Origin of the sequence: Pleionea mediterranea (assembly GCF_003148745.1) — a bacterium.
Lineage (GTDB): Bacteria > Pseudomonadota > Gammaproteobacteria > Enterobacterales > Kangiellaceae > Pleionea > Pleionea mediterranea.
The window spans coordinates 150,505-169,335 of sequence record NZ_QGGU01000009.1 but is presented as its reverse complement, the minus strand read 5'-3'; the positions used below and the strand labels follow the sequence as shown (position 1 = coordinate 169,335).

Below are 18,831 nucleotides of genomic sequence, written 5' to 3'. Positions count from 1 at the left end.
CTTATTCTGTTAGACCAGCAGTTCAACTGGTGGATTATGACTTAAAAAATCTCTAGGGCTGGCGGTAAAACCATAAGCGCCGGATTGGTAGATCACAACAAGATCATCAATTTCTATTGTCGGTAACGGCATATTTTTCGCCAGTAAATCGAGCGGCGTACACAGCGGCCCGACAATGGATACCGAATGATCCTTGGGCTTATCCATTTTATTGCCAATCGCAACCGGATAATTTTTTCGTATCACCTGGCCAAAATTACCGGATGCTGCAAGGTGATGATGCAGACCACCATCAATAATGGCAAAGGTTTGTTCGCGCGATTGTTTAATGTCGGTGACTTTTGAGACGAAAATGCCAGCCTCACCGACTAAATAGCGGCCGAGTTCAAGAATAATTTCGGTTTGTTTAAACTGGGCACTGTATTGTTGATTCAATCGTTTAATATTTTCGGCAACCGGTTGCAAATTTAAGTGCGACTCTCCGGGAAAATAGGGTATGCCAAAGCCACCACCAATATTTAACGTGGGCAGTGGCATTTTAGCGGAGGCGCTTATTGATTCGGCCAGGGCATAAATATTGTTGTGCGCTTCACAAATCGCGGTCGGGTTTAAGTTTTGTGAGCCTGTGAAAATATGTAAGCCGCGAAAGTTTAATGATGCGGCTTTTATTCTTTCTAAAATTAATGGTGCCTGTTCGGCATCAATACCAAACTGTTGCGCGCCACCGGCCATTCGCATACCAGATGTTTTAAGCTCAAAATCTGGGTTTATTCTAACGGCAATATTGGCGATTAAATTGTGCTGCTCCGACAGTTGAATAATGCGCTCAAGTTCGGTGTTCGATTCAATGTTGATGGTTATGCCTGCGGCGAGCGCCATCAGCAATTCTTTTTCGTTTTTACCTGGGCCTGCAAAGCTGATGCAAGCAGGGGACTTTCCACTGTTCAGTGCGGTTGTTAATTCTTTACCGGAAGCCACATCGAGCCCATCAACTTTATCGGCGATAAAATCAACCAGAGCAGGCATCGGATTGGCTTTTATGGCGTAATGAATGCTCGCCTCGTTTTCAAATGTTTGGCGTAATTCATCGATTTTTTGCTGAATAACACTGCGATCATAGGCGTAAAAAGGCGTTTGACCGGCGCGTTGAGCTAACCGCGTCAAAGGGATGTTATTTACCAGCAATTGGTTATTGTGGGATTTAAATTGACTCATTTCACAGTGAGTCAGTGGGCTTGCCATAGTGTTTGTTCCGTTTGTCGTTGCTGCTACGTTAGCGACTGAACAATTGATCCTGTTGTTGGGTTAATTTAACCCGATCAATTTTACCATTTGGGTTTTTCGGGAGTTCATCATATTGTTCGATATGATGAGGGTGCATATAATTCGGCAGCTGCTGTTTGCAAAGCTTTAAAATCTCCGCGCTTGTCGTATCGCTATTATTGTTCAGTTTGACGGCGAGCACAATGGCCTGACCAAGCTGCTCATGGGGCACACCAAAGGCGGCGACCTCGGCTACCTGTGGCATATCAATCACCAAGGCTTCCAGTTCGGCTGGACTGATGCGGTAACCGGAACTTTTGATCATGTCATCCTGACGGCCAACAAAATAAAGAAAGCCCTGTTCGTCACGCGTTACGGTATCACCAGACCAGACGACAATTTCCTCATGCCTGCCGCCTGAAGTTTTTGGCAGAGGGCGAAATCGCTGCGCGGTTTTATCTGGTGCATTCCAGTAACCCTGTGCCACGTGAACTCCACGGTGCACCAGCTCGCCGGGTTCATTGGCCTGACATTGCTCACCCTGTTCATTCAGCACCAGTATTTCGGCATCCGGTATGGCTTTGCCCATTGATGTGGGGCGGCTATCAAGATGCCTGGGATCAAGATAAGTGCTCCGAAATGCCTCTGTCAGGCCATACATAAGATACGGCGATGTCTGAGGCAGCTTTTCCCTAAGGGCTGCCAGAGTTGGCTGGGGCATAACGCCACCACTGTTGGTGATGTATCGTAATGAATCGGTTTCACCCCAGTCCAGTTGCGCCAACTGGATCCACAAAGGAGGCACCGCAGCCAGTCCGGTGATGCGGTATTTTTCAACTGCGCGAATGACATCCCGCGGCATCAGGTATTCAAGCAGCACAACACTGGCTCCGGTTAAAAAAGCCGTTGTCAGCTGGCTGAAGCCGTAGTCAAAGCTAAAGGGCAAAACCGCCAGCAGTCGATCATCCTTGTGATTGTGCAAATAGCCAGCAACGCTTTTGGCGCCAGCCACCATATTCAGGTGCGATAAAATAACGCCCTTTGGCAGGCCTGTACTGCCAGAAGTATAAAGCAGCGCTGCAATATCATGGCTGATGCGGCGATGCGGTTGAAAGCGGCTCTCTGCATTGTCATCAACAGAAGACTTATTGTCGAAAGCCCAGTAAATGCAACTATGACTAATATAATCATGACTGGCTTGCGGATCTTGCTCGGTGGTCAGGCTATTGTCCGGGTCATCGATTAAGATAACCGCCCGCAATGCCGGGCACTGGTTTAACAGGTTTTTGCATTGGTTGTATCGATGCTTTGTGGTGACCAGAAATTCCGCACCACTGTCACTGACAATGTGACTGACCTGAGGTGCTTTTAACTGAGGGTTCACGGGCACCATGACACCGCCTGCGTAACAGCTGCCAAATAACGCGGCAAGGGTTTCAATTTGTTTCGGCAGGTAAACGGCCACTCGACCGTTGGCGGATAGCTGGTGTTGCAAAAGCAGTTGAGCAAAATTAGCGATTAATTCAGCCAATTCCTGATAGCGCCATTGCTGCTCTTTGTGAATAACGGCGACGCGACCGGGGAACTGCCTGGCAGTATTCAGGATCAGCTCATGCAATAATTCACTCATTGAAACTCGCTTTATGGTTCATTGTGGGGCTGAGGTATGGCATACATGGGTGATGATAAATTATGCTAACTCATTGAAAAAAGTTGTTAAATTGCTGCAGGCAAGGCATAGTTTAGCATGGGATAAGAGCTTCGTCAGCCAGTGAATCTTAGTCATAGGCAGCCTTTAAACTTAAGCCGTAGAAGGCTTCTGAAGCTTGTGCGTTGTTGTTTAATTCAAAAGGAATCAAGTCACCTTTATGTCTGGTTTGCGTCAAATATTTTTCATTGTCACTCTCCTGATCATCTATGGTTCTCTGTTTCCTTTTTCTTTTGAAGCGAAAAATTTATCCGCCATAAATTGGTGGGACTGGCTGTTTTCTTTTGAGTCTCGAACTACCCGGGGGGATATTCTGGGCAACATTTTGTTGTTTATACCCTTTGGCTTTTTTGGGGCTCTGGGTTTTTCGCACACGGATCCGGCCATTAACCGGCGTTATAATTTTATTTTGATTTTAGGCGGCTTTGCGTTTGCGGTGTTACTGCAAGGCTTGCAACTTTTTTTACCCAGTCGAGTATCAACCGCCGGTGATGCCTGGGCAAATGCTACCGGTTTGCTGGTGGGCATTATCTTAATGCGAATACTGGCCAGCAGTCGTGTAGCGCGCTGGTTTGACAGTGATGAGCCAACGCAAACATTAACCGTTCCTGTTATTTTGGTGGCCTGCTGGCTCGGTTATCACTGGTTTCCATTCATCCCCTCGTTTGACTGGCTACAAATTAAATTCAGTTTTAAACCCTTAAGTCACTGGCATTTGATTACACCGTTTCAATTAGTTGATCAGTTTCTTGCCTGGTTAATGTTCTGGTATTTTCTGGATAAAATAGTGCCACGCCAATTAAGTTATTATCATCGGCTGGCGATCATCTTTGTGATTATGATTGTACAGATCTTACTGGTTAGAAACTTAATGTCGCTAAACTCGTTAATCGCGTCTGTTTTTGCGGTAGCTGTTTTTCAATTCGCGGGTTCTAAAATTAAATCACATTGGGCAGCCTTGTTGTTGCTCTGGTTGTTGATAAGAAGCTGGTATCCTTTTAGTTTAAATGAAACCGATACCATTCACTGGATACCCTTTGCCAGCTATTTAAGTGGTTCGCTCTGGATCAATAGCTATCAGGTTTTTGAAAACTTATTTTTTTATGGCGCCAGTTTTTATTTATTAAATCGATGGTTACACAACTGGAAGTGGGCTTGTGGTCTTTTAACCGGTTGGCTATTGATAATTGAATTTGGTCAAATCTGGATTGGCACCCGCAATGCCGAGTTTACCGATCCATTAATCGCGTTTTTCTTATCGCTTGGCTTTGCGCGCTTACAAACCTTACCGGTTAAGCAAATATCGACTTCTCCCGTCGATTAAAAATACAACAATTGTCATACCCCTGTCATAAGGTTTCGATAACCTTACATTAAGTTCAATCGATGTTAGATGTTGGGAGTCGATTATGACAACTGTTGGTGCTATTTCTCCTTACCTGAAGGTTAAGCCTTTACTGCAAGATTTGTCAGCTAATAAAACTGGTTTGCAGCAGCCGAGTCATCACTTTCTGGCCTATAAAGCGCTCTGGCAGTCATTGAGCCGGCGAATCGATCTGTACCGTCGACAGCAACTGGACAGCTGGTTAAAGCAGCATCAATACTCGATGTCGGAGGGGGAGCAATGGGAATTGCAAATACTTCAGCAGAGCAATCAAACCAGCCAGACATTTATCGACTGGTCTGCCGAATATTTTGAGGTTGTGATCGCTGCATTACAAAGTGGATTGTTTTATTCTGATGCGTTTCAAAAACAGTTGTTCCATAGCTATATTGAAACAGGACGAATAACACTGGCACAACAGAATAAAATCCATCAACAAGCCATTGTTAATGGGAGTCAGGAGTCCATAGCATCCTATAGCTCACAGGCTAATTCGCAAGATAAAAACCGCTATGACAATATCTTGGGTATTTTATCAATGGCTACCATAACCTTGCTTTCCATCAGTTTTATTATTTAAGCCGTAATTTTTGTGGATCTCGTCAACCGCGTTATCTTCTAGAAACTCGAAACTCGAAACTCGAAACTCGAAACTCGAAACTCGAAACTCGAAACTCGAAACTCGAAACTCGAAACTCGAAACTCGAAACTCGAAACTCGCCCATCATTGCCAATTCCTGCGATGCCGTTACAATGGCTTTAATGAAACAATCTCGTTTATTTAATCCTGATGCAATTCAGTCGATCCTTGACGACTGGCCTGAAACTTTTGCTGAGGCAAAAGTGATCCAACAACGGTTGTGTGAAAAAATTTTACTGCAAGATCAATTGAGTTCCGTCAACTATATTGCTGGAGTCGATGCCGGTGTGTTGAATAAAGGACGGCAAATTCGCGCCTCGGTGGTTATTTTAAATGCCACTGATGCCACTGTGGTGGAGCAAAAAAGCGCGGTGGTGGATAATGTATTTCCTTATGTTCCCGGTTATCTGTCGTTTCGTGAACTTCCGGCGGTGTTATCAGCATTTTTACAAATAGAACAGTTACCACAATTGATCATGTGTGATGGTCAAGGGATCGCCCATCCTCGAAGGTTTGGCATTGCTTGTCATCTTGGTTTAATAACGGGCATACCCAGTTTTGGCGTCGCAAAATCTAAGCTGGTGGGCGACTATGAATCACCCAGCCTAACGCGTGGCAGTCACAAGCCTCTGTATTATCAACAGCAAAAAATTGGTGCCGTGTTATGCACCCGTGATAATGTTAAACCTGTTTTTGTGTCGCCCGGACATTTAATCAATATTGACTCCGCTGTCCATTGGACATTAACAATGGGGCGTGGATTTAAGCTACCAGAGCCTACACGGGTGGCGGATAAATTAGCATCAAGAAGATAAACAAGATAAACAAGATAAGTCAGATAAACCAATGGTTAATTGGAATTATATTTTTACAAATTATTGTAAAGACTTTTTCACAAAACTATTTTTACGAATGTATTGATAATAATATATCGTTAATAGTGTATTGTTAATAAACAAGGAGCCTTATGTTTCATCGGTTAAGCGTTAAAAAGCCATCGGAATTTAATTTTAAAATGATGGCCGCGTTAGTCTCATTATTATTTATAGCTGCTGGTTGCAGTCACATTAAAACGAGCAACCAATCGCCTAAAAATGTCATTCTATTAATTGCTGATGGCATGGGGCCTGCGCATATAAAAGCCTACCGGATATTTAATGATGATCCCTCTACTCCTGGCGTTGATCCTATGCTGTTTGATCCGCTACTGGTTGGCACCCTTAGTACCGATAATCATATTGGTCATTCGATGGCAGTGAATAATTCCGGATCGCAAAATTTAAATAACTCGAGCGATACTCACTACCAGGTTACCGATTCAGCGGCATCGGCCACCGCCTACAGCGCCGGTATTAAATCCTACAATGGCGCGATTGCTGTTGATAATAATAAAGCGCCTGTACCAACGGTGCTTGAGGTGGCAAAACAAAAAGGTTTAAACACAGGCTTGGTGGCTACCTCACAAATTGTACACGCGACGCCCGCAGCTTTTATTGCCCACGAGCCCAGTCGTCGCAATTACAATAATATTGCCGATCAGTTTTTGGATAATACTTATAACAATCAACCCATGGTAGATGTGTTTTTAGGTGGCGGTTGGCAATATTTTAAACGGGATGATCGTGACTTAACCCTAGAGCTTGAACAACAGGGTTTTGATGTGATCACGCAATCCAGCGAGCTTAAGACAGCCGGTGACAAGGTGGCCGGTTTATTTGCGGACATTGGTTTGCCAAGAGTGTTGCAACGTACCGAAAAACACCCCTCGCTTGCAGAAATGACAAACGCTGCGATAAATCGTTTGGAACAAGGTAATGACGATAAAGGATTCTTTTTGATGGTAGAAGGCAGCCAAATTGATTGGGCCAGTCACGATAATAATGTAGCCGGCATGATGCATGAAATGGATGACTTTGCCAGCGCGATAAAAGCGGCGGTGTCCTACGCAGAAAAAGATGGCGACACATTGGTTTTAGTGACCGCCGATCACGAAACGGGCGGGCTTTCTGTTGGTGCCCGAGTGGAAGATAGAGATTATTATCAATTTAATGTTCATCCGATTAAGCGCATGAAGCAAAGTTTGCCCGATTATGCTGAGCAAGTGATGCAGGAAAATTCCATCGAAATATTTTTATCGGATCTTGGAATAACGTTAACGGAGTTAGAATCAAAGCAATGGGCACAATTGCAGGGCCGTGATGACAAGCGACAGATTTATGGTTTTTTGAAGAATACGGTAAACCGAGCAAGTTTTGCTGGCTGGACAACTCATGGTCATACTGGTGTTGATGTTAACCTTTACGCATACGGTGTCGGTGCCGAGCAATTTTATGGTCACCATGACAATACCTTTATTGGTCAGAAGCTACTAAACTGGCTAAACAACCTGAGTGAATAATTAAAGGCGGAGAGTCCCATGTCAGATAAATCAGAGTCAGAAAAATCAGCATCAGAAAAATCAAAACCAGGAAAAATATTGTGGACCGATTTAACCGTTGAAGATGCCGAGTCGGTTAAACAGTTTTATAAAAAAGTGATTGGTTGGACTTCAAGCCCTGTCAGCATGGGCGATTACAACGATTATAATATGACTGTTGAAGGTGAAGCAGAACCCACCGCAGGCATATGTCACGCAAAAGGCGGTAACGCCAATATTCCACCGGTTTGGATGGTCTACATATCAGTGGATAATTTATCGGAATCCCTAAGCCAGTGTGAGTCGATGGGCGGCAAAGTATTAAAGCGTCCCGAAGGCGAAGGTAAATACGCCATTATTGAAGATCCGGCTGGAGCGGTGTGTACGTTGTATCAAGATAATTAGCGAACAGGATTATTCAATATCATAATGAATGTATCTAAAGCCATTAAACTTGGTTTCGGATGATAAGTGCAATTTAAACGATGACATGAATTATAATATTAAGTATGGAGTCTCAGGTGTTTATATGCATTAAACCATGCTTTTACTTAGCAGTAACGGTGACTCTTGTGTCTTGCAGCTACCTGTTAACACCTTCTGTTGAACCGCAAATCACCCAGTTGGAAAAAGGCCAGTATCAACTTGATCCTGAGCACACAACGGTATTGTTTAAAGTTCAGCACTTGGGGTTATCAATGTATGTGGGGCGATTTAATGATATGTCGGCCTCGTTAAATTTTGAGCCCAATAAAATGGCACAAAGTTCACTGCAAGCAAAAGTGCAAACCAACAGTGTAGACGTTAACAATAAATCCCTAGAAGACACATTACGCGGAGACGGTTGGTTTCATACCGAACAATTTCCTGAAGCGGTTTTAAAAACGTTATCCGTTACGCCAACGGAGGTAGAAAACCAGTTTCAATTTAATGCCGAGTTAACCCTGCTGGGAGTAACAAAGCCGGTCACACTTAACGCGACTTTTCATGGTGGCGCAAATAATATGCTAACAGGATTTTATACCTTAGGCTTTTCGGCAACGGGTTCTATCAAACGTTCAGACTTTGGTATGGATCAATACATACCCATGGTGGGTGATCGTGTGGATATTGAAATTTATGCCGAGTTTCAGAAAGTCGATTAAATAAATAAGCAGACTCTAATCGTATCGAAACTTAATTAACGTATATCTTATCGGTCGTATAGGTCAAATTCTCTGGTTCAAATAAACATTCCTAGTTGAATAGGAATACGGCCTGAATCCAACTTAACCGATACCGAGGCGTCTTTTATTCACTTAACCATCCACGATATTTATTTGAAAACAGCGGCAGCTTGCCTTAATTATTCTTTTATTTTGATCTAATTACTTGAATTTATTGGTAATTAAAACGAAGAAAAAATAAAACAAACGCAAATATTGTTTTGGTAACATACGCAGGCTGCCTGTTTTGCCGAAATAGAGTTAAAGGTACTTTTCGGTAAATTATTGAATATAAACAATATTTGGAATACTCTTTGCTAAATCGAGACAAAAAACAGACGCGCTGGTATTTAATGCTGGCTGCGTAAGAATCAACTGTTAAGCCTACAGGCATCTATGGACTACGAAGAATTTTTTAAGTTTATAATCGAAGGCAATATCAAGGCAGTAAAAATTGCGATTGATGGTGGCTACGATATAAACGAGCCTGACAAGTACGGATTTGTTCCCTTGCACCGAGCATGTGCGAATAATCAGCCAGAAATAGTAAGCCTGTTACTCCAAAGCGGATCGAAGTTGGGCTGCAGAGGCACTGACGATTGGACAGCTTTGCACCTCACTGCCGTAAGTGGAGCATTGGATTGTATTGAACCTTTGGCAGCAGCGGGTATTGAACTAGACGCTAAAGACAAGAACGGTTGTACCGCATTACATCTATCTGTGACTAGCCGTAATCCTAATTTAGCCAAAAAGTTAATTGAGGTTGGCTGTAACAAATGTCTTTTAAACAAAGCAGATAACACTCCCTTGCAACATGCCAAAGTACAAGGGCGTACCGAGTTTTATGATGTACTTAACTAACAAAAGACTTAACAAGCGGCAGCACCCTCGGTCTTCGGCCTGGACCTCCTTACGTTGCGCTCCAGTCGGCCGGTGTGCCGGACGTTAGTTTTATGGAGGAAATATTGTGGAAATCTGGAAGTTATTGTTCTTTATACCTGCGTGTTTTGCGCTCAATATGACTCCAGGTCCAAACAACTTATTGTCTATGAACAATGCTCGTTGTTACGGTTTTAAGTCCGCTTTCATTGCTGGTCTTGGTCGAATTGCTGCATTTGCTGTAATGATTGCTTTGGCTGCTTCAGGTTTAGCTGTTATTCTCTATGCATCTGAGACTCTGTTTCTAACCATTAAAGTTTTGGGCGCAGCTTACTTGTTGTGGATTGCCTTTAATCTTTGGCGTTCGGAAGCAAGTCCTGTCTCTGAACTAGAAAATACTCGCAACCGACTGGGTTTAGCTAAACAAGAATTTTTGTTAGCCGCTGGTAATCCAAAGGCGATCTTAATCTTTACTGCCTTTCTACCACAGTTCGTCGATGTTTCGGCGAGTGTAAATGAACAGTTCTTCGTATTAGGGGCTACGTTCCTAATTTTAGAAATGGGTGCAATATCGATTTATGCCATATTTGGAATGTACTTAAGGCAGTGGTTTACGAAGCCGAAAATGGCAAAGCGCTTCAATAGAGGTTGTGCAACCTTTTTAGCTATGTCTGGAGCAAGCTTGTTACTAAGTCGCCAGCAATAAAATTAATAAACTGTTCAAGAGTGATTCGCAACGCGTGGCATTTTCACTATGCGTTGATTTTAGTGATTAAGGTGGTGTGCGGAGGCTTTTGTATTGTGTTGCTCACACCTTAACAGGGCGTTAGATGCGCCGGAACTCTCGGAGTTAAGAGATCATCGTTGGAAATCAGAAAACTAAATACTTTACGTGGATTGGCTGCGCTTATCGTTTTTATCACTCACTTCAGTGATATTACTAACTGGCTTGATGGTGTTCTGGGTGGTGGCTCTGGGGCATACGGCGTTATGCTTTTTTTCATGTTGAGTGGCTTTTTAATGTCTTATCTCTATCTAGATAAGGATTTTAATCAGGGCAATATGATTCGATATTTCCTTGCTAGGGTCGGCAGAGTATTGCCTTTGTATTTAGCTGTTGTTTTTGGCTCGTACGTTTTAGCCTTAATTGGGAATGACAGTCTATATAATATTCCAGACTTCAATGCTCTGCTGGGACACTTGCTATTCCTATATGGTGATAGTGTCCTTTGGACTATCCCGGCTGAGATACACTTCTATTTAATTTTCATTGTCTTTTGGACTCTTGCGAAGAACAGAATGGGGTACATTTATCTATCCATTGTCGCATTGATGATCTTACTGTTTCTGACAAACTTTCCAAAATTTTATGGCGATATAAATGGTGTGCCATACAATATTTTTAGTGTATTAAGAACTCTTCCTTTCTTTTTTGTTGGTGTTGTGCTTGGGATGCAATACCGTTCTCTTGCGGTACCCGAGTACCTGAAAAAGCATTGGTTTATACTAGCCCTTTGCTTAATTCCATTAATGTACCCAGCGTTTTCCCCTCTGACCACTCCGGATAAAACAAGAATGTGGTTAAGCTACGAAGTATTGCTTGTGATGAGTACCGTTTTCTTTTGTATCGTCTTCTTGGTTCCCAATAACAACGTATTTTTAGCTAACAAGCTTGGTGATTTTATTGGAAAAATATCGTATTCCTTGTATTTACTACACATGCCAATCATTATTAAAGTCAATCAACTTACGTTATCTGTTGAAATAAAACTCTTGCTATCCTTCGTTCTAAGCGTGTTGGTAGCTTATATTTCCTACCGGTGTTTCGAAAAACCTGTTGGAAAGGTAATACGAAACTTGGCATCTAACAAATCAAGGCAGCAGGACGCGCTTACGCGCGCCTCTGCTTGAGGCGTTATCTATCAGGCATGGTCGGAGTCCTTAAGGAGGAATTGATTTAATGAATATAATTCGTAGATTTGTTTCAGCCGTATTTTGTACGGCTGTACTAGTTTTATTCGGTGGATGCGCCACCTCATCTAAACCGGACGAATATCACGTTGAAGCTAAACAGTTGGTCGAGTCCTTTGCTCGTGAAAGCAATAGCCCTGGCTTAGCTGTGTCAGTTGGATGCAAGGGCAGATTGCTTTGGTCACACGGGAGCGGTTTCGCAGATCTCGAGCAACGAGTGCCAGTCGATCCTGCATCGACGAAGTTTCGGGTTGGCAGTGTTGCAAAGCCGTTTACTGCATTTGCGTTAGCGAAACTGGTCGAAAACAATCTCATCGATCTTGATGCTCCTGTTCGTGACTACGTCCCGAGTTTTCCGAAGAAGCAGCATCAGATTTCGGTAAGACAACTTGCAGGCCATTTAGGAGGAATTCGCCATTACAAGGGAAATGAAGCGTATTTACGCACGTGGTACTCCGATGTCGTTTCTGGACTTGAAATATTTGAAAACGATCCGTTGGTCATGGTGCCGGGCGAACGCTGGTCGTACACTTCGTATGGCTATAATTTGCTGAGTGCCGCAATGGAAGCGGCTGCAAATCGGCCATTCCTAAGACTCATGGATGAAACGGTGTTCGGTCCTATAGGGATGAAGGACACGGTTGCTGATGATCTTGAGAAGATCATTGCTAATCGAGGGCGGTATTATCGATCCAATGGGGATGGTTATACTAACGAGCCAGAAGTCGACAACAGCTACAAATGGGCGAGCGGGGGTTTTTTGTCTACAACCGATGACATGGTGCGTTTTGGCTTGGCGCATCTCAATAACGAGCACCTCAAACCAGAAACGATCAAAAGCTTGTGGACGACAATGCAAACGAATGATGGTCAACCCACCGGTTACGGGCTTGGATGGCGAATTGTTAGGGATGAGAATGAAATAGTTTGGTACGGCCATGGTGGCGGGTCGATCGGTGGCACAACTCAGTTTTGGCTGTTTCCGGAGGATGGTTTAGTGCTGGCAGCAGTGGCTAACCTCACCGAATTTAACTATGAACTCTTCATGGTAGAGTTGCGGGATCATTTCTTGGATGTGGAAGCGTGTAAAAGAGCAGATAATAATTAGCTTAAGTACGCTCCGTGAGGAATAAGTGATGGCTGTCCTGATTTGACCACGCACCTGTTCGCGACGTTAATTGAAAAACTAGCTTTGAGCTTTATCGAATGAAATATAGGTTTAGGAAAGAGTCAACATTACAAGTATTGGTGCTTTGTGTAATTACTATCGGTGGTTACCTTATGTACAAGCTTTATCAGCTATCTAAAGAAATCAATAAGAATAGCAACGAAATTTCAAAGCGATTTATGTTGCTTACCATTTTATTTTTTATCTTGTCTACAATTTCACTATTATGGGGTGTAGCCAACTTGCCAGATACTCAACTTCTTAAAGCTCATTTGCCGATACATATTTTTTCGTCGGTACTCGATGTTGTTTGGATTGTGAAAGTGAGAAATCAACTGAATAGTTTATCTGGCGCGAAAAAAGGCCAAAAAGAATGGTTGAATGCGTATCTTACATCAATATTTCATGTTATTTACTTTCAACATATGATCAACAACAATTATGAAGCGACAATTAACAAATCATTGCAGCAGATTTCTGCTGAATGAGGCGTTACGTGTCACCGAGTATGCAATGTATGCCTAAATATAAAACTGCACTTTTCTTAACAGTAACATTTTTATTTATGTTCGGTTGCAGAGAGCGAAGCGCTGAACTCAAGGATATTAACAGGTATATGAAAAGCGGAGTTTCGTTCGACTATCCAGGGAATTGGAAAGTCACGGAAGATGTTGAAGATGAGGACTACAGGTATATTTTTGTAGAGTCGCCTGGTGATGCAATATCAAAGATAGAGATATATCCTAAAGGTGCCAGCTTTTCTTTATTAGAGTTCGTTAAATTGGATATAGAAAACCTCAAATCAAATATGCCGAAGTTTTTTAATCTGAATGATAAAGGTGGAATTTCTGAGATTACGCGGTCTGTTGAAGGTGAAATATTCACCGGGTATAAATATAAGTATAACTTCTCTGTATTAGGGGTTGACGTTCCCATATCTCTGAATTCTATATGTTTGAATCTGACACAGAAAGTGCTTATATTACTAATCAAGTGGCCGTCGAGGATTTAGATAAAGTTAAAGGCGGGTTCATACAAGTTATTCGAAATTTTGAAGTAAAAGATGCCCTAACAAAGCTATAAATTGATGGCTTTTCGATCGCTTGTTTTGTGGTTTAACGCTATGCTACCACAAAAAACAACTTCAAAGCCGCAATTTATGGGGCGTTATGCATCCAAATGATGCCTAGATTATGAATTTAACTAACAAACTAAAGTTAATTAGTCAGAGCAAAGGCAAAGAGTTTTTGGTGAAACGCTACTTGCTTGACTGTTGTGAAAAATTAATACGATTTCGGTCAGGCGAGTGCTTGCCCAAAAACTTGAAAGTCGCTAGAAACTTTCTTCGTGGAGTCGCTACTAAAAAGCAAATTCACCAAAGTGTATGGGAAATTGAAGGCAATGCGTTTGGAACAGAGTATTATTCTGAACTAGGTATTCGTGTTTATTTCAGAGTCAATAAAGATGTTAAGGCTGACCTAATTCAAGTGAGGATCTCAAAAGGATTAAATCATAATGATTCTAAAAAATACCTTATAGAGATGGCTTATTTTATTGATTATGTGTTTTGCCATATTCAATTTTCCTCAAATTGGTTGTTTGAAGAAAGTTGTGAGCAATTTATGTGTCCACGTTTGTTTAAGCGTTACTTTGGGAATGATGCATAACAATCGCATCAGAATGGACATCTAACAGTTGGCTTACGCTCATTCTTCGCTGATTTTAGCCAACTATTTTCCGCAATTTATGTGAAGATATCTTGTAGCCAAATATCCATAACTGAAAAGAAAATTACTCTTAGCTTAACGCCCGCCAGCATAATTAGATCAATTACTATTGAATATTATGGGTTGTAAGCCTAACAATTACATCAAGCTTGCCGCTTTGCGACTTGATCTTGCACTGCATTGTTTAATTTGTTGTTTTACGCTAGGCTACAATAAATTAAACAACTACATTACGGCCCCTTATGTGGAGCGTTATAGCGGGGAAGTTGAGTGTATGGAAACAAGTAAATTCTTTCTTTTTATAAATAGGTTAAATTCAATACTATTTTTATTGGCTCTCTTGCTAGTGACAGGTTCCATTTTGTTCTTAATAAATGAAACACAAAATCGACCCCATAAGTCACTGGAAATAGAAGCTCCTGCTGGTGATGAAATTGCTAAAGAAAAATTAAAGCTATCAAATGTACACTACGTAAGTGGACATGAGATACAATATTTATTCGCGAGAAGTACTAAGTATGGAAGGCTAGCTTCCGGTGGATATTCATATACAGACAGAAACGTTCTATTTTTGGATCGGAAAGGGGATAAACCTGTTTGGTTGTTTGAGTCAAATGACAATGTCATAATTTCAATGCGTCAACTATCCGTAGCCATTGATGAAAAAGAACGTAAAGCAAAGTACATTTACTATGTTGTGGCGTCTAGCGATACCAATAACGATGGATCTATATCTGATGACGATAACGTGAGTATTTCGATTAGCCAACCTGATGGCTCAGCCTTTAATAAGCTAGTGGATAATGTTAGTAGAGTCATAAGTTACGATTATCTTAGTACGGGTAACGTCCTAGCACTTTTAATTCAGGTTGATCGGCAAGTTCTATATCGTGAATACGAATTAGAAAGTGGCGTTAAAAAAGTAGAAAAAGTGGTGATAAAGCTATAATAAAAGGACAACTTGACGCCTAGCAGCGCAAGTTACCCAAGTGTTAGGAAGAAATTAGATAAACGAAGGAACCTTATAGAATGAGTGGAAGTTGGGATGAATACGCAACTGGGTGGGATAGCAATGAAGCCGTCATTGCTTATGCCGATAACGCCTACCATGCCTTGAAAAATATTGTGGAGCTAGAGGGGCGTCGCATTTTTGATTTTGGTTGCGGTACAGGCTTGCTTACCGAAAGGTTGGCGAACAGAGCAAGCTCTGTGGTGGGTCTCGACCCTTCGCAAAAGATGATTTCAGTACTCGAAAATAAGTGCCTGAAAAATGTTGCAACAATCGCATCAGAGCTAAACCAAGATCTGATCAACGATAATAGTCTCTTGTCACCAAAGTTTGATCTTGTCGTGGCTTCCTCAGCACTGGCCTTTGTACCCGATTACGTAAAAGCGCTCATGCTTTTGAAACAACTACTTAACAAAGGTGGTTGCTTGGTACAGTGGGATTGGCTCAAAGATGAGGGCGATGAAGGGTATGGATTTACAGAGCAACAGATTAAATCGGCACTGACGGAAGCTGGGTTTGCTGAGTGTTCTACATCGGTTCCCTTTTCTCTGCAAAGTGACGGTAGTGCTTTGAATGTACTCATGGGTGTCGCCAGAAATGTCTAATAAATGCAGGTACGGCGACGCCCTTTACATTTCGCCTTTGGCTCCATTCCAAGGGCGAGCATGCTGCCAGCGTTAAAATTATGAAATTATTCCTAAACGCTATTTTTATCCTTGCTATTTTGGGTTGCGGTACTGTTAAGAATAAGCAGCAAGAACTTCCTGAATTATCTAGAGAAAAAATTCAGCTAAGTTTTAGCGAAAACTCTCATTTAGTGTTTTCAATTTACAAGGAAGCCCTGACGCAATATCCGGATTTGGCAGGTAAAATCACTCTTAGAGTAAGAGCCGTTTATAACGAACCCAATTCATGCGATATCGAAAGTGTAAGTGAGGGCTTAGAGGCTATAGCATCACAAATATGTAAGAATGTCGAAAGGTTGGATTTTGGCCGTGGAAAAACGAAGGAATTCTCATATCCAATTGTTCTTTCACCAAATTAATTTTAACAAACCAAGGTTACGTGACATCCAACCGCTCATTTTAATCGCGTTTGACTGTCACAGATTGAAGCGTTAGAAATATCAAAAAAGGAAGTCTCGTGAGTAAGTATTTACCTGTCAGGTTTCTTTTCTATATTCGGAGTATTGTTTTATATCGCTTGTACAGCCTTAGTTTCTAGACTGCTAGTGAAAGAAAGTTAATCTGCTTTTTTAGCTTTACGCTTTATATGCAACTTCTTAAATACTTTTGCTACCAGCTCGCCAGACTCGTCAATAATATCCACTTCAAACTCTGGTTCGTATTTTTCATTGATGTCAGCATGACGACGAATTTCATCCACTTGTTGTTTTGTGAGGCGAAACTCGCAATACACATGACTGCGCCCTGGGCTGATGTATTTGATTGAAGCGCCTTTGTCCCAGACGATGTAGTTGCGGCCTAATTGATTGGTCAGCATAAGCACGTAAAATGGATCCGTCATGGAAAACAACGAACCACCGTAAGCGGTGCCAAAATAATTGGTGTTTAGCAGTCCTTTTTTTAACCGAACTTTGGCGTAGTCCCAGTTTTCACTGATCGTTAAAACTTTAATGCCCGCGCCTAAAAATGGCGGCCATACATTTAATATTCGTTTAAGCCAGTTTGGACTGAGTTTCCGGCGCATTGTTTTCCTTATGAAACAGTTTGTAAAAAGAATTGATGTGAGTTTATTTTACTCAGAAGAAGCGCCCGGCCTTTTTTCCGGTTTTAGCCAGAGGGCAAATATAATTCCCAGTTCAAACAGCAACCACATGGGTATCGCTAACAAGGTTTGAGAAATAACATCCGGCGGTGTTAGCAGCATACCAACAACAAATGCTCCTACCACCAAGTAAGGGCGTTTCTCGCGTAAACTTTCGACGGTGGTTGCGCCGGTCCATATTAACAGCATGGTGGCAATGGGCACTTCAAACGCAATACCAAAAGCAAAAAACAGTTTTAACATGATGTCGAGGCTGTCGGTCATATCGGGTATGTAGCGAATGCCTTCTGGAATAACCGATGGGAAAAATTCAAACATCAGTGGAAACACCACCAGATAACAAAACACCATACCGGTATAAAACAGGATAATGCTGCTGATTAATAAAGGGATCGCCAGGCGTTTTTCATTTTGATAAAGCGCCGGGGCAATAAACGCCCACAGCTGATGCAGAATAACCGGCATGGATAAGAAAAACGACATCACCATGGTTAATTTAAACGGCGTGAAAAAAGGCGCGATGACACTGGTAGAAACCATTTCGCTGCCTTCGGGCAGGTGAGCGATTAAGGGTTTGGATACCAGCAGGTAAAGATCGTTAGCAAAATAAATCAGTCCGGCAAAAATCAGCAGCATTGCCAGTACCGATTTTAATAATCGGCCACGGAGTTCAACCAGATGGGCCAGTAGTGGCATTTCTTTATCAGTGGATTGGTTAGGCTGACTCATTTTTTTGCGGCGTCTGTTTCGGGACTATTGGAATTAAAGGTATCGGAATTAAGGTTATCGGATTGATCGGTATCCGATGTTTGCGATTGGTTGTTAGTCTTATTCGATTCGCGAGCATCCGACTCAGGTGGATGAATGGTTGGTGCTTGCGAATTATGGTGTACGTTCGACTCTTTATTCGGTAAGGGTTCAAATTCGACCGGATTGTCGCAGCCCGACATTTCATTTTCGTCATCAATATTCTCATCAATAACGTCATCAACATCGGACGATTGCGTTTGCCCGGACGGATTCGATTGTTCAGTTGGTTCCGAAATTTTATTGTCAGGGTCGCTTGTGTCTGAACTGCCGTTTTGTTGCGCCATTTCTCGTTCAAAGGCGGCGCGTGTATCGTTAATTTTTTGCTGGGTTTCGCTCAGGGTTTCCTGCATGGTCTGGTTGTTAACCAACTGCTCCATTTTTTCTTGCTGTTGCTTTATTTGCTGCTTTAATTCATCCAGCTGCAATTCACGATCAATTTCACTCTTAACCGAGGTAAAAGCTCGCCTTGCTTTGCTGACCCAGCGGCCGATGGTTCGAGCTGCCGTTGGCAGTCGCTCTGGCCCAAGCACCAGCAAAGCTATAATGGCAATAAAACACAGCTCAAAGAAACCAATATCAAAAGGCATGAATTTGTCTGCTTATTTCGTTTTTTCTTTTTCGTGCTCGGCTTCACCTTCGATGGTTTCGCCTTTTTGCTCATCCTGAGTAAGCTTTTGATCCGCCTGTTTCTCTTTTTCATTCTCTTTCTGTTTGTCGTCGTCATCCATGCCTTTTTTAAAGCCTTTAATCGCAGCGCCTAAATCACCACCCATGTTGCGCAGCTTTTTGGTGCCAAACAATAAAATAACGATCACTAAAATAATCAGAATTTGCCAAATACTAAAACCCATAACCTGTTCCTC

21 protein-coding genes are annotated in these 18,831 nt (G+C 42.2%); 15 read left to right on the top strand and 6 right to left on the bottom strand.

Going from position 1 to position 18,831, the window contains the following annotated elements; genetic code table 11:
- Positions 1-9 precede the first annotated feature (9 nt).
- Positions 10-1,242 (bottom strand): pyridoxal-dependent decarboxylase, exosortase A system-associated, encoded by a 1,233-nt coding sequence (locus tag C8D97_RS13285; RefSeq protein WP_210204945.1) that lies wholly within the window; start codon positions 1,240-1,242, stop codon positions 10-12.
- 31 nt (positions 1,243-1,273) lie between these two features.
- Positions 1,274-2,893, bottom strand: a complete 1,620-nt coding sequence (locus tag C8D97_RS13280) for an acyl-CoA ligase (AMP-forming), exosortase A system-associated (RefSeq protein WP_109764273.1) — start codon at positions 2,891-2,893, stop codon at positions 1,274-1,276.
- A gap of 238 nt (positions 2,894-3,131) precedes the next feature.
- On the opposite strand from C8D97_RS13280, the gene C8D97_RS13275 reads away from it, so the two are divergent.
- The 15 genes from C8D97_RS13275 to C8D97_RS13195 all read left to right on the top strand — a co-directional run bounded on the left by C8D97_RS13275 (position 3,132) and on the right by C8D97_RS13195 (position 16,415).
- A complete protein-coding gene (locus tag C8D97_RS13275) occupies positions 3,132-4,295 on the top strand; it encodes a VanZ family protein (RefSeq protein WP_109764272.1) in 1,164 nt (387 codons plus the stop codon).
- Between the two features lie 85 nt (positions 4,296-4,380).
- Entirely contained in the window at positions 4,381-4,935 is a 555-nt protein-coding gene (locus C8D97_RS13270) for a hypothetical protein (protein WP_109764271.1), read from the top strand.
- 182 nt (positions 4,936-5,117) lie between these two features.
- Positions 5,118-5,810, top strand: coding sequence for a deoxyribonuclease V (gene nfi, locus C8D97_RS13265; protein WP_109764324.1), 693 nt, complete (start codon positions 5,118-5,120; stop codon positions 5,808-5,810).
- A gap of 152 nt (positions 5,811-5,962) precedes the next feature.
- Complete coding sequence (locus C8D97_RS13260; protein WP_109764270.1) at positions 5,963-7,393, top strand: alkaline phosphatase; 1,431 nt, start codon at positions 5,963-5,965, stop codon at positions 7,391-7,393.
- 18 nt (positions 7,394-7,411) lie between these two features.
- Entirely contained in the window at positions 7,412-7,816 is a 405-nt protein-coding gene (locus C8D97_RS13255) for a VOC family protein (RefSeq protein WP_109764269.1), read from the top strand.
- A 167-nt stretch (positions 7,817-7,983) separates the two neighbouring features.
- Positions 7,984-8,556 (top strand): YceI family protein, encoded by a 573-nt coding sequence (locus C8D97_RS13250; protein ID WP_210204944.1) that lies wholly within the window; start codon positions 7,984-7,986, stop codon positions 8,554-8,556.
- A gap of 456 nt (positions 8,557-9,012) precedes the next feature.
- Positions 9,013-9,477 (top strand): ankyrin repeat domain-containing protein, encoded by a 465-nt coding sequence (locus C8D97_RS13245; RefSeq protein ID WP_109764267.1) that lies wholly within the window; start codon positions 9,013-9,015, stop codon positions 9,475-9,477.
- 106 nt (positions 9,478-9,583) lie between these two features.
- Positions 9,584-10,201 carry a LysE family translocator gene (locus C8D97_RS13240; RefSeq protein WP_109764266.1) on the top strand — a complete coding sequence of 206 codons (618 nt, stop codon included), beginning with the start codon at positions 9,584-9,586 and terminating at the stop codon, positions 10,199-10,201.
- Positions 10,202-10,359: 158 nt separating this feature from the next.
- Positions 10,360-11,406, top strand: coding sequence for an acyltransferase family protein (locus C8D97_RS13230; RefSeq protein WP_109764265.1), 1,047 nt, complete (start codon positions 10,360-10,362; stop codon positions 11,404-11,406).
- 49 nt (positions 11,407-11,455) lie between these two features.
- Entirely contained in the window at positions 11,456-12,574 is a 1,119-nt protein-coding gene (locus C8D97_RS13225; protein ID WP_109764264.1) for a serine hydrolase domain-containing protein, read from the top strand.
- A 98-nt stretch (positions 12,575-12,672) separates the two neighbouring features.
- Positions 12,673-13,122 (top strand): DUF4234 domain-containing protein, encoded by a 450-nt coding sequence (locus C8D97_RS13220; RefSeq protein WP_109764263.1) that lies wholly within the window; start codon positions 12,673-12,675, stop codon positions 13,120-13,122.
- Positions 13,123-13,827: 705 nt separating this feature from the next.
- Positions 13,828-14,301: a hypothetical protein gene (locus C8D97_RS13210; RefSeq protein ID WP_109764261.1), complete on the top strand. Its 474-nt coding sequence runs from the start codon at positions 13,828-13,830 to the stop codon at positions 14,299-14,301.
- A gap of 169 nt (positions 14,302-14,470) precedes the next feature.
- Positions 14,471-15,310, top strand: coding sequence for a hypothetical protein (locus C8D97_RS13205; protein WP_146196147.1), 840 nt, complete (start codon positions 14,471-14,473; stop codon positions 15,308-15,310).
- 80 nt (positions 15,311-15,390) lie between these two features.
- Entirely contained in the window at positions 15,391-15,975 is a 585-nt protein-coding gene (locus C8D97_RS13200) for a class I SAM-dependent DNA methyltransferase (RefSeq protein ID WP_109764259.1), read from the top strand.
- Between the two features lie 80 nt (positions 15,976-16,055).
- The gene (locus C8D97_RS13195; RefSeq protein ID WP_109764258.1) at positions 16,056-16,415 is read left to right on the top strand and encodes a hypothetical protein; all 360 of its coding nucleotides are present in this window, start codon (positions 16,056-16,058) and stop codon (positions 16,413-16,415) included.
- A gap of 197 nt (positions 16,416-16,612) precedes the next feature.
- On the opposite strand, the gene C8D97_RS13190 is transcribed toward C8D97_RS13195, so the two are convergent.
- Genes C8D97_RS13190 through tatA form a run of 4 tightly spaced genes read right to left on the bottom strand, consistent with a single transcriptional unit; the run spans position 16,613 to position 18,819 of the window.
- Complete coding sequence (locus tag C8D97_RS13190; protein ID WP_109764257.1) at positions 16,613-17,080, bottom strand: DUF4442 domain-containing protein; 468 nt, start codon at positions 17,078-17,080, stop codon at positions 16,613-16,615.
- Between the two features lie 48 nt (positions 17,081-17,128).
- The gene (gene tatC, locus C8D97_RS13185) at positions 17,129-17,887 is read right to left on the bottom strand and encodes a twin-arginine translocase subunit TatC (protein ID WP_109764256.1); all 759 of its coding nucleotides are present in this window, start codon (positions 17,885-17,887) and stop codon (positions 17,129-17,131) included.
- Positions 17,884-18,555, bottom strand: a complete 672-nt coding sequence (gene tatB / locus C8D97_RS13180) for a Sec-independent protein translocase protein TatB (RefSeq protein ID WP_109764255.1) — start codon at positions 18,553-18,555, stop codon at positions 17,884-17,886. Before tatB ends, tatC begins: the two co-directional genes overlap by 4 nt.
- 12 nt (positions 18,556-18,567) lie before the next feature.
- A complete protein-coding gene (gene tatA, locus C8D97_RS13175; RefSeq protein ID WP_109764254.1) occupies positions 18,568-18,819 on the bottom strand; it encodes a Sec-independent protein translocase subunit TatA in 252 nt (83 codons plus the stop codon).
- Positions 18,820-18,831 lie beyond the last annotated feature (12 nt).